Origin of the sequence: Enterobacter sp. BNK-22 (genome assembly GCF_048684805.1) — a bacterium.
GTDB classification, from domain to species: domain Bacteria; phylum Pseudomonadota; class Gammaproteobacteria; order Enterobacterales; family Enterobacteriaceae; genus Enterobacter; species Enterobacter quasiroggenkampii.
Genome location: NZ_JBLQTT010000001.1, coordinates 1,450,372 through 1,472,207, shown reverse-complemented (window position 1 = coordinate 1,472,207; position 21,836 = coordinate 1,450,372). Strand labels below are relative to the sequence as shown.

The following is a 21,836-nucleotide window of genomic DNA, read 5'->3' as shown; positions in this document are numbered from 1 at the left end:
CGTTATTAAATGCGCGCTACGTCGAGAAAGATTCGATGTTCTGTCAAGGCTTTATCAAGAGTGGAGATTTTCATTATCGGACGGATGCCAGGGCAACAAAATGCACACCGCAAGGCCGCCGGTTTCCGGTAATGACGCGCTAATCTCACCCCCATGCGCCTGGCAAATCGCCCGGGCAATGGACAAACCAAGGCCGCTGCCGCCGGAATGCCGCGCGCGGGACTGCTCCTCGCGGCTAAAGCGTTTAAACATTTCCGGTAAGAACTGGGGCGACACGCCCGGCCCGTCATCGGTGAATTCGAGGATGTAATGCCCGCTGGCGTAATGCAGTGCCACCTCAAGGTGGCCGCCTTCGCGTCCGTAACGTAGCGCATTTTCCATGAGGATGGTAACGACCTGTCCCATACGGAACGCATCGCCCCGGAAGGGGCTGGTGTGCGGGTTACGCAGCGTTATCCTGAAATGATGCGCGTCCGCCTGGGGCATGATCCAGGCAGCCCGCTCCTGAATCAGCTCATCCAGACAGAACGGCTGGTCCTCCAGCACAAGGTTACCCGCGTCTGCCAAAGAGAGAAGGTGGAGTTCATCGGTGAGGCGGTTGAGGTGCTGGAGCTGTTTCATCACCATGCCCAGCTGCGCCGGGCTGGCATCAAACACGCCGTCTAGCATGCCCTGCAGACGCCCGATGGCGGCCGTCAGGGGCGAGCGCAGCTCATGCGCCATCGCGACGTGCGAGGCGCGGAGCTCTTTCTCATAGCGGGCAAGTTGTCCCGTCATAGAGTTAAAGTCGGTCGCAAAGCTGACCATTTCTGCCGGTGCATCTTTGATCAGCTCTGCCTGACGGCCAAACTGACCTTCGGCGACATCCTTTGCCGCATCGCGAAGTCGGCTGAACTGCAGTGCCAGCGGGCGGGCGTGTTTGAGCCCCATCACCACAATAAACGGGATCATCACCAGCACCAGCAGGGCCACCGTGACCCAGTCCGCTGAGGCGATGGACGGCGTGGAATAGCTCAGGCCCCACCAGGTGTCCACAATCGAGTGGAAGCGGGCCGGGTTGGCCTGCGGGTTCTGGCTGAGCGTCAGAAACTCCTGCCGGACCGCTGGCGGCATCCTGCCCATGATCCAGTAGTTCTGGACCGCATAGCGCAGCCACATGCAGGTGGCAATGACGATCACGCTGCCGATGGCCAGCGCTAAAATGCGTGCGCAAATCCAGCGCCACAGAGAGGCGTGCCGATTTTTTATCATGGCTGTCTGAACCTGTAACCCACGCCGCGCACGTTGATCAGCACGCCGGAAATTCCCACCGCTTCGAGTTTTTTACGCAGGTTATAAATATGGGTGTCCACCACGCGCTCCAGCGCCTCGCTTTCCGGCAAGCAGTGTTCCAGTAAATACTGGCGGGAGAACGGGTGCGCAGGCGAGCGCAGCAGCGTTGCCAGAAGCGAGAATTCCGTTGGCGTAAGATCGAGCATCACAGGCGCGTCGTCGCCGTTGTCCACGCACGCCACAATGGCGGCGACATCCACCGCCAGCGTTTGCCAGCGAAGGATCTTTTCCTCTGTCTCTTTTTTACTGCTGCGCCGCAGCACCGCCTGCACCCGCGCCACCACTTCGCCCGGATGATAAGGCTTCACAACGTAATCATCGGCACCGTAACGCAGGGCGCCAATGCGATCGGGAGTATCCCCCATGGCCGTGACCATGATCACCGGCACATCGCTTTTACGACGCAGGCCCGCCAGCACCTCGGTGCCGTTAATTCCCGGCAGCATTACATCCAGCAGGATGAGGTCGGGCTTCCACCGCTGCGCCATATCCAGGCCGGAAAGACCGTCCCCGGTAATGGTCACGTCGTAATTTTCACGCCGTAAATAGGCTTCGAGCACGCCAGCCGCGTCGGCGTCATCTTCAATAATCAGCACTCTTCTGGATAACATCCGTTCACCTTGACCATTTCTTAACACTATCCCGACGATTCATTGATTCAGCCAAATCATACTGCGCCAACATTGCATGGCTGTCCCTGACTCAGGAGACGCCAGCGTCTGTAAGGAGAGCAGTATGATAGCGATAAAAAAAGTCCTGTATATGTCCGTCCCGCTTCTGATGGTCGTGGCATCCGCCGCGCAGGCGGATGATGGCACCGCGTCCGATTCCTTAACCGTCGGGCTGGGAGGGCAATATGCCCCGCGTTACTCAGGCTCAGACAAGCAGGTGTGGCAGGTGGTTCCAGTGCTGCAGGGACGCAAAGGTGCTTTCTTTGTTGATGCACAAAAAGGGGTGGGATATGACCTGCAAAACGACAGCGGTTGGTATTTCGAACACACGCTGGGCTACGACCCCGGAAGGGCTGATAAAAATTCTGGCTGGCGCGAGGGTGCAAACAACCTGAAAGGGATGGGGGATATTGATGCCACCCTGAATACCGGCCTTGCCGTGGGCTGGCAGGCTGCGCCATGGCTGAGCATGGAAGGCAAAGCGACGCTGCCGTTAACCGACAGTCAGGGGGCAAGCTATCAGGCCTCCGTTACGCTGATCCCGGTACAAAATAACCAGGACACGATAGCCTTTCAGTCTGCGGCCCTGTTTGGCGACAGCCGTTATATGAATACCTGGTATGGCGTCAGTGAGCAGCAGAGCCGCCGCACCGGCTATCGCCGCTATTCAGCGCCGGGTGGATTTTATGGCGTCGACACCAGCCTGACCTGGAGCCATCAGTTCGATGCTCACTGGGGGACGGTCCTCAGCGCGGACTATACCTGGCTTGGCGACCATGCCAATGAAAGCCCGATCGTGATGCGGCGCAATGAGGGGGCTGCAACCGCCGCTATCACCTGGACATTTTAAATTCGCGCCGCACGATGTAAGCGAGGGGGCGAGAGGATTACTTCTTCTTATCCATCATCGCCTTTAAATCGGCAAACGGGTTAAACGTGGCGACGCCCACGTCTTTTTGCGCGTCTTCCCCGGCCACCACGGTGGTGCCGTACTGATCTGCTTCGGTGTATTTCGAATGCTCGTGATCGTGGCAAAACAGGCACAACAGCTCCCAGTTGCTGCCATCTTCCGGGTTGTTGGTATGGTCGTGATCGATATGGTGAACCGTGAGTTCACGCAGATTGGAATAGACAAACTCGCGCGAGCAGCGTCCACACACCCATGGATAGATTTTTAATGCTTTTTCGCGATAGCCGCTTTCCAGCCGCGCGTAGTTTTTGGGGATCAAAGCCATTGCCGGTTTTACCTGTCATAAAAATAGTGAGCCAATATATCTCATCAGGCACTGTAAATGTATATACGCTTCCTCCGTTAGAGTGAGAATGTGCCTTCAAGCGTAATTATGCATTTTCCGCCGACGCGAACCACCGCCTTTCCTGAGGTGGCATCGTATCCCGTGAACAGTACGCTTGCTCGTCCCATATCGACTCCCTGACTGACTGTCAGGTCAAGCGTCGTTTTATCACGGTGTAATGCCAGTAGCGCCGTAACAGCGGCGGTCGCGCTGCCTGTTGCAGGATCTTCCGTCATTCGGGGCGTAAACATGCGTGCATGCACATCGCAGGGCGCATCGGAATCTGAATCCAGGGTATAGGCATAGAGTGAAACTGCACCGTCCAGCGGTAACGTTGCACGAAAACCCTGTAAATTGGGCACGCATCGACGGAGCGCCTCGCGAGAGGCCAGCTCGGCTATCAGGAAGGGCAGACCCACCGACGCGACGACGGGCATATGTACCTCGGTACGGATATCTTCTGCGTTCAGGGACAAGCAGGCAGCTACCTTTTCCGGGCTAACTTCAGAGCGGCAGGAGAGTGCCTCTGGCACCAGGAGTTCTGCACCCGTCACCGTATCGTTGTCACGCAACAGGCGCACGGGTACCAGGCCAGCGATTTCCTCGAAGTGCAGTGTATCAGGCAGGTGCTGATGATTCATCGCAGTGTGATGAGCGAGCACGTAGGCGGTACCCACATTCGGGTGCCCGGCGAAGGGGATCTCGCGCGAGGGCGTAAAAATTCGGACGCGTGCTGTATTGGATGGGTTGTCTGGCGGCAGCACAAACGTCGTTTCGCTGTAACCAAACTCAACGGCGACCTGCTGCATTTGTGCTTTACTCATGCCCTCCGCATCGAGTACGACGGCAACAGGATTACCCAGAAACGGCGTGTCAGTAAAAACATCCGCCACAACATAGCGTCTTTTCATTTTTTATCCAGTGTGAAAGGTCCCGACCTATAGTAGTAACGTTAATTCAAACGGATAACCAACGGGTTTTTACCTGAGGGACATGAAACTATTTCAATCAATTTATTTGAATCATTCCGTTAAATAAACGGCATTTATTCTTACCGGGTAATGCGTAAAGTGGACAGAACGCAATGCATTATCAGGACACAGGGTTATGAAAAAGATCGGGTTTTTATCGTTTGGTCACTGGACGCCTTCGCCGCAGTCCGGTACGCGCTCGGCGGCTGACACGCTGCTGCAGTCCATCGATTTAGCCGTGGCGGCTGAAGAGCTGGGGGCAGACGGCGCTTATTTCCGCGTGCATCACTTCGCGCGACAGCTTAGCTCGCCGTTCCCTCTGCTGGCCGCCATTGGCGCAAAAACGAAGACCATCGAAATCGGCACTGGCGTGATTGATATGCGCTATGAAAATCCGATGTACATGGCTGAAGATGCGGGTGCGGCGGACCTGATTTCCGGTGGTCGCCTGCAGTTGGGCATCAGCCGTGGATCCCCGGAGCAGGTTATTGATGGCTGGCGTCATTTCGGCTATGTCCCGCAGGAAGGGGAAAACGAGTCGGATATGGCGCGCCGTCATACCGAGGTGCTGCTTGAGGTGCTGCGTGGGGAAGGGTTTGCCAAACCGAACCCGCAGCCCATGTTCCCGAATCCGCCGGGGCTGCTGCGCCTGGAGCCTTATTCAGAAGGGCTGCGCGAGCGTATCTGGTGGGGGGCGGGTTCCAATGCGACGGCCGTGTGGGCCGCAAAACTGGGCATGAACCTGCAAAGCTCAACGCTGAAGGACGATGAAACCGGTGAGCCGTTCCATATTCAGCAGGCAAAACAGATCCGCGCGTACCGTCAGGCCTGGAAAGAGGCGGGGCATACGCGTGAGCCGCGGGTGTCGGTCAGCCGCAGTATTTTTGCGCTGATGGACGACCGTGACCGGATGTATTTTGGGGCCAGCCGCAACGACAGCGATAGCGTAGGTTATCTTGATGAGAAAACGCGCGCCATCTTCGGGCGCAGCTATGCCGCGGAGCCGGACAAGCTGGTTGAACAGCTGAAAAAGGACGAGGCGATTGCCGAGGCGGACACGCTCTTACTGACCGTGCCGAACCAGCTGGGTGTGGATTATAATGCGCACGTGATTGAGTCTATTCTCAAACATGTCGCACCGGCAATGGGCTGGCGCGAGTAGTTCCGCTATCAGCCTTGAGATCGTAATGGAAAATCTGGCCCTCTGGTATCGCCGGTTTGGCGAGCCAGAATCTGTTCTGCAACCTGAAACCGCGCCGCCGGGCGCGCTTGCGCCGGGACAGCTCCGCGTGCGGATGCTGTTTTCTCCGGTCAACGCGTCCGATCTTATCCCCATCACCGGTGCCTATCGCCACAGAACCCCGTTACCGGCGGTCGCGGGGTATGAAGGTGTCGGTGTTGTCGCCGAGGCGCCCGCCTCGTTTAAACATCTGGTGGGGCAGCGCGTCCTGCCGCTGCGCGGTCAGGGCACCTGGCAGCGCTATGTGGATTGCCCGGCAGAGTATGCGATACCCGTTCCGGACACCGTCGACGCACATCTGGCCGCGCGGGCCTATATTAACCCGCTGGCGGCGCAGATGATGCTGACCCGCTACTCGCCGCGCGGAAAGCGGGTCTTGCTCACGGCTGCCGGATCGGATTGCGCCATTCTGCTGGGGCAGTGGGCGCGTCAGGCGGGGGCGGAAGCGGTGTATGGCATTCACCGCTCTGCCGTGCATGCTGAACGGCTGGAGGCGAAGGGCATCACGCCTGTCGCACAGCATGACGCAAACAGAATCGGCACCGTCGCTGCCCGTAGCGATATCGTCTACGATGCCACCGGCGGGCCGCTTGCGGAAACGATCCTCAGCGTGATGCCCGAGCAGGGCATATTTGTCTGCTACGGGCTGCTCTCCGGGCAAACCTTCACACAGCGGAGGTCTTCGCCGCGCGTGGCGTGGTTCCATATCCGAAACGGTCTGGATGCGCTCAGCGTTGAGGCGTGGCGCGCGGAGTTTGATCGCATCTGGCTGAGGTTGCCCGACAGTGAGTACAGCGACGTTACGGTGTACCCGCTGGCGGAGTGGCGAAGGGCGCTCAGCGCTTATCGTGAAGGTGGAAGGACCCGCAAGCCCCTCCTGTCGATGGCGGAATGACGGCTAGTGATGGCTCATATCGCTCAGCAGCACGGCGATACTTTGCCCGCCCGCCGTCTGCTCCAGACCAATCTTGACGATGATGGTGAGCGGAACGGAGAGCAGCATCCCAACGGGCCCGAGCAGCCAGCCCCAGAATATAAGGGACAAAAAGACCACCAGCGTGGACAGCCCCAGGCCCCGGCCCATCATGCGGGGTTCCAGTATGTTACCGAACACCAGATTGATGACCAGGTATCCGGCCAGCAGGATCAGCGCGTCATAAAGCCCGCTGAAAACCAGCACCTGAAGAATAGGGGGGATCGCCGCCAGCACGGAGCCGATGTTGGGAATGTAGTTAAGCGCAAACGCCAGTAACCCCCAGACGAACGCAAAGCGGACGTCCAGCGCCAGAAGCATCACCCAGACGACAACGCCTGTCACCAGGCTAATGGCCGTTTTCAGCACCAGATAGCGGGAGACGCTGTCCAGCGCGCGTTGAATCGCCCCCATTCCTTCGACCGGACGGACCATTATCTGCTGCAGCTTTGCAGGAAGCTGCGGCACCTCCAGCAGCATAAACACCACCGTTAAAAACAGCAGGAAAATGGAGGTCATGGCATTGGAAAGCTGAGCCAGCAGGCTGGTGACGATCGTCATCGCCGCATTGGGGTCGATATATTTCAGCAGTTCTTCAACCGAGACTTCGATACCCGCGCGTTGCAGCCAGGGCTCCAGCTGCAGCAGCGGTATTGCCAGCGAAGAGCGGTATTTCGGCAGCGTTCGCGCCAGTTCATTGAGCGAGGTCCCCAGATAAGCCACCAGCAGTACCATCGCCACAATAATGATGCTGATAAGCAGCGTGATGGCCAGCACGCGTGGGATGCGTAGCCGCGTCATGCGCTGCACCAGCGGGTTGAGGATCACCGCAATAAACAGGGCCAGAATAAAGGGCACAATAATGTCGGCGGCAAAGCGCACACCTGTCAATATGATCACCAGCATGCCCAGCATGATGACAATTTTTAACCCGTTCAGGGTAATGATGGGTTTAGCCATGGTGACTCCGAAATTTTCTTTATATTTATAATAAAGGTGAAAGGCATTGCAATAAACTAACCAAAATCAAACGGAGTGGGTAAAGAATTGCAAAGACTTTGAGTAAAATCCTGGCTTATGGTACAAATTCGGTGTGTTTAACTACCGAGGACAATTTTCATCCGCAAAGACGAGAAGCAACAACGCGGATAATTGTAATTTTATGGACAATATGTTCAGGACGTACTCTTCAAACAATACTGCTGTATACTCCACCTCTTTCTGCCTGCTTTCTGGTGAGCAACACTGGCGCACCGCACTATAGTCATTTCTTCTGCCTGAGCTGGCGCTAAGCGCTTAGCTGACTGATTTCAATTCGTATTTTTGGGTTTGCTGCACGCAGCGGGCCACGATGGATTATATTCTCAAGCAGGAGAAAAACATGTTTTACTGGATTTTATTAGCCCTGGCTATTATCGCTGAAATTACCGGCACGCTGTCGATGAAGTGGGCTAGCGTCAGCGATGGCAACACCGGTTTTATTTTGATGCTGGTGATGATTTCGCTTTCGTATATTTTCCTCTCGTTCGCGGTGAAAAAAATTGCGCTGGGCGTCGCGTATGCCCTGTGGGAAGGGATCGGTATTTTGTTGATTACGCTGTTCAGCGTGCTGATATTTGACGAAACATTAACAACAATGAAGGTCGCCGGGTTAACGACGCTGGTCGCGGGTATTGTGCTGATTAAATCAGGTACCCGTAAGCCGTCTAAAGTGCAGAAGGAGCAGAACCATGCAACAGTTTGAGTGGGTTCATGCGGCCTGGCTGGGGTTCGCCATCGTGCTGGAAATTCTGGCGAACGTTCTGCTGAAATTCTCCGATGGTTTTCGCCGTAAACTCTACGGCCTGATGTCGATTGCCGCGGTTCTGGGGGCGTTCAGCGCGCTGTCCCAGGCGGTAAAAGGAATCGATCTTTCGGTTGCCTATGCGTTGTGGGGCGGTTTTGGTATCGCCGCGACGCTGGCTGCAGGCTGGGTGCTTTTCGGTCAGCGTTTAAATAACAAGGGCTGGATGGGACTCATCTTGCTGCTTGCAGGTATGATTATGATAAAACTTGCCTGACGTTCATAAAGCCATCCTTTACAGGCAGCGAAATTCGCTGCCTGTATTACGCTTAGAAAAGCAAAACCTTAAAGAGGATGGCTGATGTATCGCACATTAAGCTGGCGCAATATTCCCACCGCGAGAACGTTGTTTGCCATGGTCTTTATGGCGGGCATCGGCTTAATCATCTCCGTCGTCGCACTCCTCTATCTTTCCCTGCATCTTATCAGCACCAAAACCAATGAAATTGATGAACACCGCACGGCGCTTTCCGTGCAGGGGGCCATTCAGACATCGGTTAACCGCGTCTCCTCGCTGGTGCTGGATAACGCCGTCTGGGACGATGCGGTGCGGGAGGCCTACCGTCCCACGCTCGATACCGACTGGCTGTATAACACCTGGGGCGCGGGCTTTAAAATCAACAACCTCTATGATGGCACCTTCGTGCTTGATGAGCATTTCAATGTCATCTGGGGATCGTTTCAAAGTCAGCCTTTTCAGGAGACGAATCTCGATTTTTTCGGTAAGGGGCTGAAAGCCCTGATTGCTCAGCACGCGCGCGCCTTATCAAGCGATAAAAATATCTATGCCGGGATCAGCAAAACGCGAAGCGGCGTCGCCTTTGTGGGCATTGGGCTGATTCGCCCGATGGTCGGAAGATTACAGGTGACTGACGAAACGCGCCGCTATCTGGTGATCACCCGTCATCTGAACGCCAGAATCTTAGCCGACCTGGGGGCGACCTTTCAGATCGATAACCTGCACTTTACGCCGGAAAAAATTAACGAAATGAGTATGCCGCTGCGCAGTTCGGCAGGGGAGTTGCTGGGCTATCTTAACTGGCAGGCACGGCTTCCGGGGGCGCAGGCCGCCCGGGCGGCATCCTCTGATATCACGCAGATTGTTGTGCTGGCATCGGCCCTGATCCTGCTCTTTATTCTGGTGAGCAGCGTGGGGCTGTACAAGCTTGCGCGAGGAGAAAGCCAGGCGCGTCTGGTGGCGAGAACGGACTGGCTAAGCCATCTGCCGAACCGACGAGCGCTCATCGAAGCGCTGGATCGGGTGAGTCTACGCGGCGATATCGACGTCAAAAGCGTGGTGTTTATCGATCTGGATGGTTTTAAAGACGTGAATGACATCTACGGACACAGCGTGGGAGACGATCTCATTGTGGCGATTGCGAAAACGCTGAGTGAACGCGTGCCGCCGGGGGGAATGCTGGCGCGTATGGGCGGGGATGAGTTTGCCATGACCATCGGCGGTGATGAGGCAGAAACACAGGCCACCGCCTTTGCCGTTTCGGTGCTGGATTTTCTCACCACCCCGATTCAGCTGGGGGAACGCACGATCCATATCGGGGCCAGTATCGGTATCGCCAGCGGAACCCTGATTGAATGCACCAGCTCCGAGCTGTTTCGCCGCGCCGATATTGCCATGTACCATGCCAAAATGAGCGGGAAAGGGCGTATCACCCACTACGACGCCGAGCTGAACAGCGCCCGGGAGCGCAAGCTGGCGATTGAAAATCAGATCCGTAACGGTCTGGAGCGCGATGAGTTTGAGGTCTGGTATCAGCCGATTATTGACGCCCGCAGCCAGAAAATGAGCAGTGTCGAAGCGCTGGTCCGCTGGCCACGTCGCCCGGACGGGCCGCTGGGCCCGGATACCTTCATCGCCATTGCGGAGACCAGCGGTCTGATTTACAAGCTGGGCCAGTTTGTGCTGCAGCGCGCCTGTCAGGATCTCCAGCCGTACGGTGACTTAACGCTTTCCGTTAACATTTCTCCCGCGCAATTCCGCGATCCCGCCTTCGAAGACAAAGTGGCCAGCGTGCTGGAGACCACTCATTTCCCTGCTAACCGACTGCAGCTGGAGGTCACGGAGTCCTATGTGCTGGAAAACCCGGAGCGTGCCCGCATGGCGATAGCCAATCTTAAAGCGCTGGGCACCGCGGTGGCGCTGGATGACTTTGGCACTGGCTATTCCAGCATTGGCTATTTGCGGCGTTTTAACTTCGACACGATCAAGATTGATAAATCGCTGGCCGGGCTGGTGGACAACGATGAACAGGCGGCCGCGCTGGTAAGCGGCACGGTGCGGATCGCCAACGCGCTGGGGATGGCGGTGGTCGCCGAAGGGGTCGAGACCGAAAGACAAATGAAACTGCTGCGGCTGGCTGGCTGCGATCAACTGCAGGGTTTTTGGTTCAGCCAGCCGATGCCGATTGAGTCAATCAGGGCATTACATCAGGTCAGACGATGCTGATTTACTGCTGCGCCAGCGCTTCCAGCTTGTCGCGAAAACCGGTCACGGACAAGGCCCGGTTATCTGCGCGCCAGCGATCTTTCGCCGCCGGTGCAGAGCTCTGCACACCGATCAACTGCCAGCCGTTATCTGTTTTCAGCATCAGCGGTGAGCCACTGTCACCCGGCAACGTATCGCACTGGTGCGAGAGTACGCTGGTTTGCGCCCAGCCCGTCACAATACAGTCGGAGTGCGTGTAAAGCGTATCCAGATGGTCGACAGGATAGCCGGACTGCGTCACCTTCCGGTCGGCGGCTTTCAGCGCGGCGGTGAGGGCGTCTTTGTCGCCGTCAAATAACGGCAGCGGCGTAATGCCGGAAGGGGGGTAGCGTAAAACGATGAGGCCAAAGTCCCATGAGGCGGCCGCCGGTGGCACGATCCAGCCGTCACCATCCGGTTTCAGGCGTTTGCCGAGAGACGGATCGACCCGGCCTTCAATGCCGTGAATTTCATAGCGCCAGGTGCCTTTTTGCGACACAAACCGCAAGGCCACCGCTTTATCCGGCTTGCCGTTTGGCGGCGTTAACAGACAATGGCCTGCCGTCAGGGCAAGCTGTGGGGTAATCAGCGTCGCAGTACATAAGTTACCGCTGGCGGTTTCCAGTTGACCTATAGCATCCCAGGGCGCCTGGGTGGGATCGGCGACGCGCGTGCGATCGTCATGACCGAAAAAAAGCGTCTTTAGCTCTTTCGCGCTAATGGTGTCATCACCGCCATCATCCGCATGTGAGAATCCAGAAAAAAGACCAAACGTTCCCAGTAACAACACAACAGATTTACGCATATCACACTCTGGTGGGGGTAATTATGATTATTAAAAGTGAACCCTATGAAAATACTATAGACGGGACAGCGCTAAAGTGGGAGTAAAATCAGCGTGCTACAATCAGGAAAGATAAAAGTGGCTGGCGATGAGCGCGCATAAAATAAGCAGGATCAGAATCAGCTCAAACCGATAGCGTCGCAGCATACGCCCTCCGGATAAAAAAAACGGCGCGGAACCTGTTCCGGTTCGGCGCCGGTTTACCAACGTGCCCCGAAGGGCACGGTTTAGCTTGTACTCTTACGCAGCTGGCTGTGCAGCTGGTTTAGCAGCTTCGTGTTTTACTGCTTTTTTGTGATGCTTTTTAGCAGCCTGAGCTTTCTGTTCTACAGCCGGTTTAGCGGCTTTTTTGTGGTGGTGCTTTTTAGCAGCCTGCGCTTTCTGTTCTACAGCCGGTTTAGCGGCTTTTTTGTGGTGGTGCTTTTTAGCGGCCTGCGCTTTCTGCTCTACAGCCGGTTTAGCAGCTTTTTTGTGGTGCTTTTTGGCAGCCTGCGCTTTCTGCTCGGTTGGTGCTGCGGTTGCAGGTGCAGCGGCTTCTTTTTTCGCTGCAGCTTTGTGGTGTTTCTTATGATGAACCGCTTTTGCTGGGGCAGCGGTGGTGGTTGCAGCAGGTGCGGCAGCCGGTGCAGCAGTTGCGGTAGTGTCAGCAGCAAATGCAGCAGAAGACAGACCCATAGCAGCGGCAACAACCAGAGCTAATACTTTATTCATTCTCATACCCTCGAATTTGGTTTTTCATTTAACCCCACTGCGGGGCCGTTGAAATAACTATATCCCTGTAAACTCGGGGTTTCCGTGAGTGATTGGTATCGGCGTGTAACCATATGTACATTGCCGGGGGGCTAGCACAGACGGCCCACTATCCATTAAGGGAGAGGGCTGGGGTGAGGGGGGAACATACGGCTGTAGTGGTCATTCCGTTCACTTCATGTTCCTTGCTACTCTGTAGGGGCATAACCTGTGAACGTGCCAGGGCGGCTCAATCGCCGCCGCCCTGGCAACCCGGGCTCCCGGCGGTAAATCGCCGCTGCGCGGTACCTTCGGCTAATTCCTTCCGGCTTATCGGGGACGGGCGGAGGTAACGTCCCTGTAAAGCCCGCCCTCTCGGCGCATCCATGCGCCTCGCCCCGGCCTGCAGGAAACGCCTCAGCGATTTACAGCCGGACCAGGGCATCGCTGCGGGGCAATCATTACGCTTCGAAAATCTGTATCGCTTCTGCTTAAAAAATTTACCTGAGGTCCCTCACCCCCGGCCAAACAGATTACAAATAGCGGGAGGTCAGATGTTCGCGGAAGTAACGAATGTTCAGATCCTCGCCCGTCGCCTGGGTGATTAACTGCGACGTGCTGAAACGACTGCCGTGCTGCCAGATGTTCTGACGCAGCCAGTCAAAGAGTGCGGAAAAATCGCCCTCAGCGATGGAGGCCTGCAGACCCGGAAGCGCCGTTTTCGCGGCGTGGAACAACTGTGCGGCATACATGGCCCCCAGCGTATAGGATGGGAAGTAGCCAAAACCGCCGTCGGTCCAGTGAATATCCTGCATACAGCCGTTGCGGTAGTTGTCTTTGGTGGATAACCCGAGCCAGGCCTGCATTTTCTCGTCCCACAGGGCAGGGATATCGTCCACTTCGATCTCGCCGTTGATCAGCGACCGCTCAATCTCATAGCGCAGCACCACGTGCGCCGGGTAGCTCACTTCGTCTGCATCGACGCGGATATAGCCCGGCTTCACGCGCTGGTTCCAGGCGATAAAGTTCTCTTCGCTGAACGCCGCCTGGCTGCCAAAGCGGGCATGCACCGCAGGGAGAAGATGCTTGAGGAAGGCTTCACTGCGTCCCAGCTGCATCTCAAAGAACAGGCTCTGGGATTCGTGGATCGCGGTTGAGCGGGCCAGCGCAATCGGCTGTCCTGCCCATGCGCGCGGCAGGTTTTGTTCGTAGCGCGCGTGTCCGGTTTCGTGGATCACGCCAAACAGCGCGCTGAGCAGCTCATCCTCGTCATAGCGCGTGGTGATGCGCACGTCCTCCGGTACGCCGCCGCAGAACGGGTGCGCGCTTACGTCGAGGCGACCGCTGTTAAAATCGAAGCCGAGCATCTTCATGGCTTCCAGGCCCAGTTCACGCTGTGTTGCCGTCGGGAAAGGCCCCTGAGGAGGAACGAACGATCGCTGAGCCTGCTTTTCCACGACGTTTGCCAGCAGGTCCGGCAGCCAGGACTTCATGTCGCCGAACAGCACGTCCAGACGGGCGCTGGTCATGTCGGGTTCAAAAATATCCAGCAGCGCATCGTACGGCGTACAGCCTTTGGCTTCCGCCCGCAGGCGCGCCTCTTCACGGCTGAGTTTGACCACCTCTTTCAGGTTGGCGGAAAAACCCTGCCAGTCGTTGGCGGGACGTTGTGTGCGCCAGGCGTGTTCACACCTGCTGCCCGCCAGGGATTTGGCTTCCACCAGCGTTTCCGGCAGCAGCGAGGCCTGCTGATAGTGGCGCGTCATTTCCCGCAGGTTGGCCTGTTCGACGTCATTCAGATCTTCCCCTGCCGCCGCGGCTAACAGGTCGCCGACTTTTTTATCGGTCAGGAGCTGGTGCTGCAGGACGCTCATTTCCGCCAGCGCCTCGCCGCGCGCGGCGCTGCCGCCGGGCGGCATCATGGTGAACATGTCCCAGCTGGCGATGGAGGAGAGGTGCGAGAAGCGGGAGAGGCGCTGGAAGGTTTTCACAAGTGACTGATAGGCTGATGTTTTTTCCAATTCTTATTTCCTCATGCCGGGGATGTGTTTCAGGGAGCATACAATGAAACAGACCAAATTCCCCAACATTTCCCACGCGGAGGAAATCTGTGCAGATCTCCTCCGTTGAAACCGTCCCCGGCATTCCGGGAGACGGTTTTCGGTGGGCACTCAGGACTTATCGCGCATAACCTGTTGCAGGATCGCCAGCGCCTGGTTGAACTGGGCATCCGGAATGGTCAGCGGATAAAGGAAGCGGATCACGTTGCCGTACTGGCCGCAGATCAATAACAGCAGGCCCTGAGCGAGCGCCTTTTGCTGGATCGCCTGCGCGATGGCGGCTGAAGGTTCACGGCTCTCGGGATCAAAAAACTCCGCCGCAATCATCGATCCTCTTCCCCTTATCGCCACGAGCGCAGGGAAGGTGCCCTGAATCTCCTCCAGCGTGGCTTTCAGCCGATCGCCCAGCTGACGGGCGCGCGCGCACAGCGACTCGTTGTCGATAATCTTCAGCACCGCGTGCGCGGCGGCCACCGCAAGCGGGTTGCCGGCATAGGTTCCCCCCAGGCCGCCGGGAGCCGGCGCGTCCATGATGTCGGCGCGGCCCACCACGCCGGACAGCGGCATTCCGCCTGCCAGGCTTTTAGCCATCGTCATCAGGTCGGGTTTGTCCGCGTAGTGTTCCATGGCAAACAGTTTACCCGTACGGGCGAAGCCGCTCTGCACTTCGTCGGCAATCATCACGATCCCGTGCTCATCACAGATGCGGCGGATGGCGGCCACCAGTTCTGGCGGGGCGACGTTGAATCCGCCTTCACCCTGAATGGGTTCAAAAATAATCGCCGCCACCTGTTTCGCCTCAATATCTGCTTTGAACAGGCGTTCTATCGCCGTGATGGCATCCTGCGTCGTGATGCCGTGCAGCTCGGAGGGATACGGCACGTGATAAACCGACCCCGGGAAGGGACCAAATCCGAGCTTGTAAGGCGCGACCTTGCCGGTTAACGCCATGGTCATATAGGTTCGGCCGTGAAAACCTCCCCCGAAGGCAATCACACCCGGTCTGCCGGTGTGGGCCCGGGCGATTTTAATGGCATTTTCCACCGCCTCCGCGCCCGTTGTGAAGAACGCCGTTTTGGCCGGGCTCTGCACCGGGGCCAGCTCGTTAAGTTTTTCGGCTAATGAAACGTAGCTTTCATACGGCACAATCTGGTAGGCCGTGTGGGTGAACTGGTGAAGCTGTTTTTCCACCGCGGCCACCAGTTCAGGATGTCGATGGCCGGTATTCAGTACCGCGATCCCGGCGGCGAAATCAATATAGTCGTTGCCTTCCACGTCGGTAAGCGTGGCATTCTCCGCCGAGCGGGCAAAGAAATCACACATTACGCCAACGCCGCGCGGAGTGGCAGAAAGTCTGCGCTGATGAAATTCCTGGTTACTCATATCAGATACCCTTTTGTCGAAAACGATCATACGCCAAGACGATCGCGCAGGCTGTAGTACGCCGCGCCCATCGCCGTGAATGGAATCCGCAGGCTGCGACCGCCCGGGAAGGGGTAGTGCGGAAGATTAGCAAACGCATCAAAGCGCTCAGCGTCACCGCGCAACAGTTCCGAGATCAGCCGTCCGGCCAGGTGGGTGCAGGTCACGCCGTGGCCGCTGTAGCCCTGCATGTAATAGATGTTTTTATCCAGACGACCAAACTGCGGCATACGCGACAGGGTCAGCAGGAAGTTGCCCGTCCAGCGATAGTCGATTTTGACGCCTGCCAGCTGAGGGAAGGTTTTGAGCAGCTTTGGCATCACCAGGCGCTCGACATCGTCCGGATCGCGCGCGCCATAGACAACGCCACCACCGTACAGCAGGCGGTTGTCGGCGGTGAGACGGTAGTAATCCAGCAGGTAGTTACAATCTTCCACGCAGTAGTTATTGGGGATCAGCGTGCGGGCGACCTCTTCCGGCAGCGGGGCGGTGGTCACCACCTGGGTGCCGCAGGGCATGCTGCGTTTTGCCAGTTCCGGTTCGATCTTATCGCCCAGATAAGCATTCCCGGCGACGATCACGTAGCGGGCCGTCACCTGGCCATGCTGCGTGCTCACCACGGCCGGGCTGGTGTGCTGAATGGCGGTCACCGGGGACTGTTCATATACCCGCCCGCCGTTCAGGCGAATGGCGTCTGCTTCGCCGATCGCCAGGTTCAGCGGGTGAATATGTCCCCCGCTGCGGTCCAGCAGCGCGCCGGTATAGCGTTCGCTGTCGACCTCCCGGCGGATGGCGCTGGCGTCCAGCAACTCGAGTTGCGTGTTGCCGTAGCGTTCCCAGTTGGCTTTTTGCTCCTCCAGCGTCTCCAGTTGCTTGTGATTTAGCGCCACAAACAGCCCGCCAGGACGATAGTCGCACTGGATCTGATAGCGCTGGATTCGCTCCCGAATGATTTCCCCGCCTTCAAACATCATGCTCCCGAGCATTCTGGCGGCATCGGGGCCGTAGTTTTTCTCGATCACGTCGATATCGCGGCTGTAGGAGTTAACCAGCTGGCCGCCGTTGCGTCCGCTGGCGCCGAAGCCGATGCGCGCCCCTTCAAGGAGCACCACGTCATAGCCCATTTCGGCGAGATGCAGCGCGGAGGAGAGGCCGGTATAGCCGCCGCCCACCACGCACACGTCACAGCTGATCGACTCGTTAAGCGTCGGGAAAGGTTCGTAAGCGTTCGCGCTGGCCGCGTAGTAGCTGGTGGTATGTTCGGTCATGATTGAGGCTCCAGGGCAATCCAGATGGTTTTCAGTTCGGTAAATTTTTCCAGCGCGTGCAGGGACTTATCGCGACCGTTGCCGCTCTGCTTATAGCCGCCAAAGGGAACGGTCATATCACCGTCGTTATAGTTATTGACGAAGACTGAGCCTGCCTTCAGGCGGCGGCTCATGCGGTGTGCCCGGGAGAGATCGCGGGTCCATACCGCCGCGCCAAGCCCGTATTCGCTGTCGTTGGCCTGCGTTAAGGCGTCCTCTTCGGTTTTAAATCGGGTGACGACCAGCACCGGTCCGAAAATCTCTTCCCGGCACAGCGGGGAGTCGGGCTCGAGGTCGACAAAAATGGTTGGACCGACTGCGGAAGGCCATGATTGTTCCCGCCCGTCCAGCAGCAGCGAGCCTTTCCGGGTTCCCTCGCGAATAAATGTGTGGACGGTATCGGCGTGCGCAGCGTCGATGAGCATGCCCATCGTGCTGTCGGGGTCGAGCGGATCGCCCGGCTGCCAGTGACGGGCCTGCGCTTTCAGCTTTGTCAGGAATTCATCAGCGATGCTCTCTTCGAGCAGCAGGCGGGTACCGGCGATACAGACTTGCCCCTGGTTGTAAAAAATCCCGGCGGCGGTCGCGCTCACGGCCTTGTCCAGGTCCGGACAGTCGGCAAAGATAATGTTGGCGCTCTTGCCGCCTGCCTCCAGCCAGACGCGCTTCATGTTGCTTTCTCCCGCGTCCTTCAGCAGTTGCTTGCCGGTACGGGTAGAGCCGGTAAACGTCAGCACCTCGACCTCCGGATGACGTGCCAGCGCCTGGCCCGCTTCGTGGCCGTAACCGCTTATCACATTCAGCACGCCGTCCGGCAGGCCCGCCTCTTTCGCCAGTCCGGCCAGCCGCAGGGCGGTGAGCGGTGATTTCTCCGACGGTTTCAATACCACGCTATTGCCCGCGATCAGCGCCGGGCCCAGCTTCCAGCAGGCCAGCAGCAGCGGGAAGTTCCAGGGAACGATGGCCGCAACAACCCCGATGGGCTCGCGCACGATCATCGCCAGCTCGCCCGGCCCCGTAGGCGCCACTTCGCCGTAGACTTTATCCGCCGCTTCGGCGTACCAGCGAATGGCGCGCGCCGCGCCGGGAATATCATCGCGCAGGCTGTGGCGGATGGGTTTACCGGTGTCCAGCGTTTCCAGTAAGGCCAGCTCTTCGCTATGGCGTTCCATTAAATCGGCGAGCGTATTTAGCACGGCCTTGCGCTGCGCCGGAGACGCCTGCGACCAGTCACCGCGCTCAAATACCTCACGCGCGGCCTGAACCGCGCGGTCCACGTCCGCCTGCTTGCCCCGGGCGACGTTTGCCAGCGTCTTTTGGGTAGCGGGATTGACGGTATCAAACGTGGTGTTGTCGGCGGCGTCACAATAGGCGCCGTTAATAAATAACCGGGTCTCAATGGCGCTGTTTTTTGCTTTATCCTGCCAGTAAGTCAGGTGCTGAAAATGCATATTCACTCCTTTCTTTCGCAATCAGATAAATAAAGGCATGGCCGTTTCAGGCAATACGAAGCCGTGGGGCATCCCGGGGATTAACCCGTTAAATGCCGACATTGATCGTTTTTATGTGTCCCGGCGTAAGCGCGCTTACGCCGGGACTGAGTGGTAATTAGAACGTGGTAGGGGTGTGGGCACTGATAATGCGGCAGATGCCTGCCGAGGTGTTGCTGAAGCTGTGCGGTATGCCGGTATTGATGGCATAGCTCTGCCCCGCAACCAGGTGATATTGCTGGCCATTAATGGTCAACAATATTTCACCTTCCAGTATCGTACCGATCTCCTCGCCCTGATGTTTGATCCTCTCTCCGGTCGTGGTTCCAGGCTGGTAAGTTTCAAAAATCATCGCCAGCGTACGGTTCGGATTTCCGTTATGAACCAGCTTCATCGAAACCCCCTGACTGCCTATTTCGATAAGGTCTTCCTGATTAATAACCACCTGCGGTTCATCAGGTTTTTCCGGTTCCGAAAAGAATTCCGAGAGCGACAGCCCATAAACTTTCAGCAGCTTCTGTAGCGTACTGATGGCAGGACTGACTTTATCCTGCTCAATGGTGCTGATGGCACTGTGTGTTAACCCAGACAGTTCGGCGGCACGCCGCTGCGAGAGACCCAGCTGTTGGCGGATCTCAGACAGACGTTTCCCTGGCGCCAGTCCGTCATCGCTCATAGTTGCATTTCCTTTACGGTAGTGGTCAAAGCCGCTGCTTCTCAGCAATGTGGCTTTGACAGGCGGTGATAAAACCTTCAAACAACATACGTGACAGGGCGTACTCGCTGCTGTTCCATTCGGGGTGCCATTGCACACCGAGGGCAAAAGGGTGGTCATGAACGCTGACCGCTTCGACCAGCCCGTCCGTCGAGCGGGCCTCCACGCGAAGCCGTGGTCCTAACGTCCGTGCACCTTGCCCGTGTAACGAGTTTACCCAAAATGTGTTACAGCCTGGTATTAATTGAGACAGCAGTCCTCCCTCCTGAACCTGAACTTCATGAGACGGGGCGTATTGTAGCTCAACCGGCAGTTCAGGATCTTCCCGGTGCTCAAGCAGGTCGTTCTGCTCGAACAGGCGGCGATACAGCGTCCCTCCCGTTGCAACAACCAGTTCCTGCAGCCCCCGGCAGATGGCGAAAATGGGGATGCGCCTTTCGAGCGCGGCGGCAATCAGCGCCATACTCAGAAGATCTCGCCCGGGATCGGCGTTAGGCTCATCGCCGTTTTCACCATAAAGGTGCGGCTGCACATTACTTGGGCTGCCCGGCAGGTAAATCCCGTCCAGGGTTGGGAGCAGAGCGGTAAGGAGCTCTGGCTCTGCCAGCGCATGCGGTAAGGCAATCGGTAAGCCTCCCGCGTTAATAATGGCATTCAGGTACTTTTCTTGCAGGGTCTGGGTCTCATGACCCTTAAGCCTGTTTCTACACATCACCACGCCAATAACTGGCTTGTTCATTATATTTTCCATGATCGCCCTCACAAAGTGGACTAAATTTAGGCCATTTTCGCCTGCAAAACGGCCTTTTCGTTCAATATTTTCTCAATCTAGCAACGGGATCTGCCTTTTGCAAACTTAATTTAACATTTGACAAACAATTTATTTGCATACAGATTCCATAGGGTGGACATTATATTTGACAGTCCAGAGCAGCGAACGCAAATCCAAAAACGGTGGTAAATCATGGAAACCAATATCGTAGAAGTTGAGAACTTTGTGCAGCACACGGATGAGAGGCGGGGCAGCGCCTTTACGCAGGAAGTGAAGCGCTATTTAGAAAAGTATCCTGACACCCAGTTTATTGATGTCCTCCTGACCGACCTGAACGGCTGTTTTCGCGGCAAACGCATCCCGGTTGCCGGACTGAGCAAGCTTGAAAAAGGCTGCTATTTCCCGGCATCGGTTTTCGCCATGGACATTTTGGGTAACGTCGTGGAAGAGGCGGGCCTGGGGCAGGAGCTCGGCGAGCCGGACTGCATCTGCGTGCCGGTACCTGGCACCCTGACACCGTCCGCCGCCGACCCGGAATACATTGGTCAGGTGCAGCTCACCATGGTCGATGAAGATGGCGCTCCCTTTGACGTTGAGCCGCGGAACGTACTCAACCGACTCTGGCAGCAGCTGCGCCAGCGCGGTCTGTTCCCCGTGGTAGCGGTAGAGCTGGAGTTCTATTTACTTGACCGTAAACGCGATGCCGACGGCTATCTGCAGCCACCCTGCGCGCCGGGCACCGACGTGCGTAACACGCAGAGCCAGGTCTACTCGGTTGATAATCTTAACCATTTTGCTGACGTGCTGAACGATATTGACGAACTGGCGCAGCTGCAGCTGATCCCCGCCGACGGGGCAGTGGCTGAGGCCTCCCCGGGCCAGTTTGAGATAAACCTGCACCATACGGAAAACGTGCTCGATGCCTGCGACGATGCGCTGGCGCTAAAACGTCTTGTCAGGCAGATGGCGGAAAAACATAAGATGCACGCCACGTTTATGGCAAAGCCGTATGAAGAGCATGCGGGCAGCGGGATGCATATCCACATCAGCATGCAAAACAACCGAGGCGAAAACGTGCTCGCAGACGCCAACGGCGAGGATTCCGCACTGCTGAAACGCGCGCTGGCCGGGATGATCGATCTGATGCCTGCGTCCATGGCGCTGCTGGCACCGAACGTCAACTCCTACCGCCGTTTCCAGCCGGGAATGTACGTGCCGACGCAGGCCTCATGGGGACACAATAATCGCACCGTTGCTCTGCGTATCCCCTGCGGCGATCGCCATAACCATCGGGTCGAGTACCGGGTGGCGGGAGCAGACGCGAATCCGTATCTGGTGATGGCGGCGATTTTTGCCGGTATTTTACATGGGCTGGATAACGATTTGCCCCTGCAGGAAGAAGTGGAAGGCAATGGTCTGGAGCAGGACGGACTGCCATTCCCGATTCGTCAGAGCGATGCGCTGTGGGAATTTATGCAAAACGATAGCCTTCGCGAGCGGCTGGGCGAACGTTTCTGCCACGTCTATCACGCCTGCAAAAACGATGAATTACTGCAGTTTGAACGCCTGATTACCGAAACTGAAATTGAGTGGATGCTCAAAAACGCCTGATGACGTGCCCCGGTAAGGGGCCGCTTTGTTTCATCTCATACGTATCACTAAACGGCCTGCGCGGAGCCTGGCCTAACTG

The 21,836-nt window shown here is 57.1% G+C and carries 21 protein-coding genes; 8 read left to right on the top strand and 13 right to left on the bottom strand.

Going from position 1 to position 21,836, the window contains the following annotated elements:
- Window positions 1-54 precede the first annotated feature (54 nt).
- Together ACMGGE_RS06785 and ACMGGE_RS06780 are read right to left on the bottom strand one after the other, a co-directional pair.
- Window positions 55-1,251, bottom strand: coding sequence for a sensor histidine kinase (locus ACMGGE_RS06785; protein WP_045910367.1), 1,197 nt, complete (start codon window positions 1,249-1,251; stop codon window positions 55-57).
- On the bottom strand, window positions 1,248-1,943 hold the full coding sequence (locus ACMGGE_RS06780) for a response regulator (protein WP_420293568.1): 696 nt from the start codon (window positions 1,941-1,943) through the stop codon (window positions 1,248-1,250). The genes ACMGGE_RS06785 and ACMGGE_RS06780 overlap by 4 nt, the downstream gene beginning before the upstream one ends.
- Window positions 1,944-2,067: 124 nt before the next feature.
- On the opposite strand from ACMGGE_RS06780, the gene ACMGGE_RS06775 reads away from it, so the two are divergent.
- Window positions 2,068-2,853, top strand: coding sequence for a MipA/OmpV family protein (locus ACMGGE_RS06775; RefSeq protein ID WP_420293567.1), 786 nt, complete (start codon window positions 2,068-2,070; stop codon window positions 2,851-2,853).
- Window positions 2,854-2,890: 37 nt separating this feature from the next.
- Here ACMGGE_RS06775 and yajD read toward each other — a convergent pair whose 3' ends face one another.
- Complete coding sequence (yajD, locus tag ACMGGE_RS06770; protein WP_003857471.1) at window positions 2,891-3,238, bottom strand: HNH nuclease YajD; 348 nt, start codon at window positions 3,236-3,238, stop codon at window positions 2,891-2,893.
- Window positions 3,239-3,315: 77 nt separating this feature from the next.
- Complete coding sequence (locus ACMGGE_RS06765) at window positions 3,316-4,209, bottom strand: PhzF family phenazine biosynthesis protein (RefSeq protein WP_420293566.1); 894 nt, start codon at window positions 4,207-4,209, stop codon at window positions 3,316-3,318.
- A gap of 196 nt (window positions 4,210-4,405) precedes the next feature.
- On the opposite strand from ACMGGE_RS06765, the gene ACMGGE_RS06760 reads away from it, so the two are divergent.
- Both ACMGGE_RS06760 and ACMGGE_RS06755 read left to right on the top strand, forming a co-directional pair.
- Window positions 4,406-5,431: an LLM class flavin-dependent oxidoreductase gene (locus ACMGGE_RS06760; protein WP_032651088.1), complete on the top strand. Its 1,026-nt coding sequence runs from the start codon at window positions 4,406-4,408 to the stop codon at window positions 5,429-5,431.
- 25 nt (window positions 5,432-5,456) lie between these two features.
- Window positions 5,457-6,404, top strand: coding sequence for a zinc-dependent alcohol dehydrogenase family protein (locus ACMGGE_RS06755; protein ID WP_420293565.1), 948 nt, complete (start codon window positions 5,457-5,459; stop codon window positions 6,402-6,404).
- A gap of 3 nt (window positions 6,405-6,407) precedes the next feature.
- Here ACMGGE_RS06755 and ACMGGE_RS06750 read toward each other — a convergent pair whose 3' ends face one another.
- Entirely contained in the window at window positions 6,408-7,442 is a 1,035-nt protein-coding gene (locus ACMGGE_RS06750) for an AI-2E family transporter (protein ID WP_032651092.1), read from the bottom strand.
- Window positions 7,443-7,575: 133 nt separating this feature from the next.
- Here ACMGGE_RS06750 and ACMGGE_RS06745 point away from each other — a divergent pair, with 133 nt between their 5' ends.
- From ACMGGE_RS06745 to ACMGGE_RS06730, 4 genes are all read left to right on the top strand, one after another.
- Complete coding sequence (locus ACMGGE_RS06745; protein ID WP_085930315.1) at window positions 7,576-7,746, top strand: hypothetical protein; 171 nt, start codon at window positions 7,576-7,578, stop codon at window positions 7,744-7,746.
- Between the two features lie 117 nt (window positions 7,747-7,863).
- A complete protein-coding gene (gene mdtJ, locus ACMGGE_RS06740) occupies window positions 7,864-8,226 on the top strand; it encodes a multidrug/spermidine efflux SMR transporter subunit MdtJ (protein WP_008502463.1) in 363 nt (120 codons plus the stop codon).
- Entirely contained in the window at window positions 8,213-8,542 is a 330-nt protein-coding gene (gene mdtI / locus ACMGGE_RS06735) for a multidrug/spermidine efflux SMR transporter subunit MdtI (RefSeq protein ID WP_008502462.1), read from the top strand. Before mdtJ ends, mdtI begins: the two co-directional genes overlap by 14 nt.
- An 84-nt stretch (window positions 8,543-8,626) precedes the next feature.
- Window positions 8,627-10,789 carry a bifunctional diguanylate cyclase/phosphodiesterase gene (locus tag ACMGGE_RS06730; protein ID WP_063621493.1) on the top strand — a complete coding sequence of 721 codons (2,163 nt, stop codon included), beginning with the start codon at window positions 8,627-8,629 and terminating at the stop codon, window positions 10,787-10,789.
- Window position 10,790: 1 nt separating this feature from the next.
- Here ACMGGE_RS06730 and ACMGGE_RS06725 read toward each other — a convergent pair whose 3' ends face one another.
- The 8 genes from ACMGGE_RS06725 to puuD all read right to left on the bottom strand — a co-directional run bounded on the left by ACMGGE_RS06725 (window position 10,791) and on the right by puuD (window position 20,125).
- The gene (locus ACMGGE_RS06725; protein ID WP_045910375.1) at window positions 10,791-11,612 is read right to left on the bottom strand and encodes a trypsin-like serine peptidase; all 822 of its coding nucleotides are present in this window, start codon (window positions 11,610-11,612) and stop codon (window positions 10,791-10,793) included.
- Window positions 11,613-11,891: 279 nt separating this feature from the next.
- Complete coding sequence (asr, locus tag ACMGGE_RS06720; RefSeq protein ID WP_045910376.1) at window positions 11,892-12,362, bottom strand: acid resistance repetitive basic protein Asr; 471 nt, start codon at window positions 12,360-12,362, stop codon at window positions 11,892-11,894.
- A gap of 551 nt (window positions 12,363-12,913) precedes the next feature.
- A complete protein-coding gene (locus tag ACMGGE_RS06715; protein ID WP_252073393.1) occupies window positions 12,914-14,401 on the bottom strand; it encodes a carboxypeptidase M32 in 1,488 nt (495 codons plus the stop codon).
- A 150-nt stretch (window positions 14,402-14,551) separates the two neighbouring features.
- Window positions 14,552-15,823, bottom strand: coding sequence for a 4-aminobutyrate transaminase (gene puuE / locus ACMGGE_RS06710; RefSeq protein ID WP_223540383.1), 1,272 nt, complete (start codon window positions 15,821-15,823; stop codon window positions 14,552-14,554).
- 26 nt (window positions 15,824-15,849) lie between these two features.
- On the bottom strand, window positions 15,850-17,130 hold the full coding sequence (locus ACMGGE_RS06705) for an NAD(P)/FAD-dependent oxidoreductase (RefSeq protein WP_063621496.1): 1,281 nt from the start codon (window positions 17,128-17,130) through the stop codon (window positions 15,850-15,852).
- The gene (puuC, locus tag ACMGGE_RS06700; protein ID WP_420293564.1) at window positions 17,127-18,620 is read right to left on the bottom strand and encodes an aldehyde dehydrogenase PuuC; all 1,494 of its coding nucleotides are present in this window, start codon (window positions 18,618-18,620) and stop codon (window positions 17,127-17,129) included. Before puuC ends, ACMGGE_RS06705 begins: the two co-directional genes overlap by 4 nt.
- Window positions 18,621-18,777: 157 nt before the next feature.
- Complete coding sequence (puuR, locus tag ACMGGE_RS06695) at window positions 18,778-19,335, bottom strand: HTH-type transcriptional regulator PuuR (RefSeq protein ID WP_008502454.1); 558 nt, start codon at window positions 19,333-19,335, stop codon at window positions 18,778-18,780.
- Window positions 19,336-19,360: 25 nt separating this feature from the next.
- Entirely contained in the window at window positions 19,361-20,125 is a 765-nt protein-coding gene (gene puuD / locus ACMGGE_RS06690) for a gamma-glutamyl-gamma-aminobutyrate hydrolase (protein WP_045910614.1), read from the bottom strand.
- 213 nt (window positions 20,126-20,338) lie between these two features.
- Between puuD and ACMGGE_RS06685 the strand changes: the two genes are divergently transcribed.
- Window positions 20,339-21,757 (top strand): glutamine synthetase family protein, encoded by a 1,419-nt coding sequence (locus ACMGGE_RS06685; RefSeq protein WP_008502452.1) that lies wholly within the window; start codon window positions 20,339-20,341, stop codon window positions 21,755-21,757.
- The last annotated feature ends 79 nt before the right edge of the window (window positions 21,758-21,836 follow it).

Coding starts and splice junctions, on each gene's coding strand:
- ACMGGE_RS06750 (WP_032651092.1), bottom strand. CDS start 7,442: ATGGCTAAACCCATCATTACCCTGAACGGGTTAAAAATTGTCATCATG.
- ACMGGE_RS06785 (WP_045910367.1), bottom strand. CDS start 1,251: ATGATAAAAAATCGGCACGCCTCTCTGTGGCGCTGGATTTGCGCACGC.
- puuC (WP_420293564.1), bottom strand. CDS start 18,620: ATGCATTTTCAGCACCTGACTTACTGGCAGGATAAAGCAAAAAACAGC.
- ACMGGE_RS06755 (WP_420293565.1), top strand. CDS start 5,457: ATGGAAAATCTGGCCCTCTGGTATCGCCGGTTTGGCGAGCCAGAATCT.
- ACMGGE_RS06725 (WP_045910375.1), bottom strand. CDS start 11,612: ATGCGTAAATCTGTTGTGTTGTTACTGGGAACGTTTGGTCTTTTTTCT.
- ACMGGE_RS06765 (WP_420293566.1), bottom strand. CDS start 4,209: ATGAAAAGACGCTATGTTGTGGCGGATGTTTTTACTGACACGCCGTTT.
- asr (WP_045910376.1), bottom strand. CDS start 12,362: ATGAATAAAGTATTAGCTCTGGTTGTTGCCGCTGCTATGGGTCTGTCT.
- ACMGGE_RS06705 (WP_063621496.1), bottom strand. CDS start 17,130: ATGACCGAACATACCACCAGCTACTACGCGGCCAGCGCGAACGCTTAC.
- ACMGGE_RS06730 (WP_063621493.1), top strand. CDS start 8,627: ATGTATCGCACATTAAGCTGGCGCAATATTCCCACCGCGAGAACGTTG.
- mdtJ (WP_008502463.1), top strand. CDS start 7,864: ATGTTTTACTGGATTTTATTAGCCCTGGCTATTATCGCTGAAATTACC.
- yajD (WP_003857471.1), bottom strand. CDS start 3,238: ATGGCTTTGATCCCCAAAAACTACGCGCGGCTGGAAAGCGGCTATCGC.
- mdtI (WP_008502462.1), top strand. CDS start 8,213: ATGCAACAGTTTGAGTGGGTTCATGCGGCCTGGCTGGGGTTCGCCATC.
- ACMGGE_RS06760 (WP_032651088.1), top strand. CDS start 4,406: ATGAAAAAGATCGGGTTTTTATCGTTTGGTCACTGGACGCCTTCGCCG.
- ACMGGE_RS06780 (WP_420293568.1), bottom strand. CDS start 1,943: ATGTTATCCAGAAGAGTGCTGATTATTGAAGATGACGCCGACGCGGCT.
- puuE (WP_223540383.1), bottom strand. CDS start 15,823: ATGAGTAACCAGGAATTTCATCAGCGCAGACTTTCTGCCACTCCGCGC.
- ACMGGE_RS06685 (WP_008502452.1), top strand. CDS start 20,339: ATGGAAACCAATATCGTAGAAGTTGAGAACTTTGTGCAGCACACGGAT.
- ACMGGE_RS06775 (WP_420293567.1), top strand. CDS start 2,068: ATGATAGCGATAAAAAAAGTCCTGTATATGTCCGTCCCGCTTCTGATG.
- puuD (WP_045910614.1), bottom strand. CDS start 20,125: ATGGAAAATATAATGAACAAGCCAGTTATTGGCGTGGTGATGTGTAGA.
- puuR (WP_008502454.1), bottom strand. CDS start 19,335: ATGAGCGATGACGGACTGGCGCCAGGGAAACGTCTGTCTGAGATCCGC.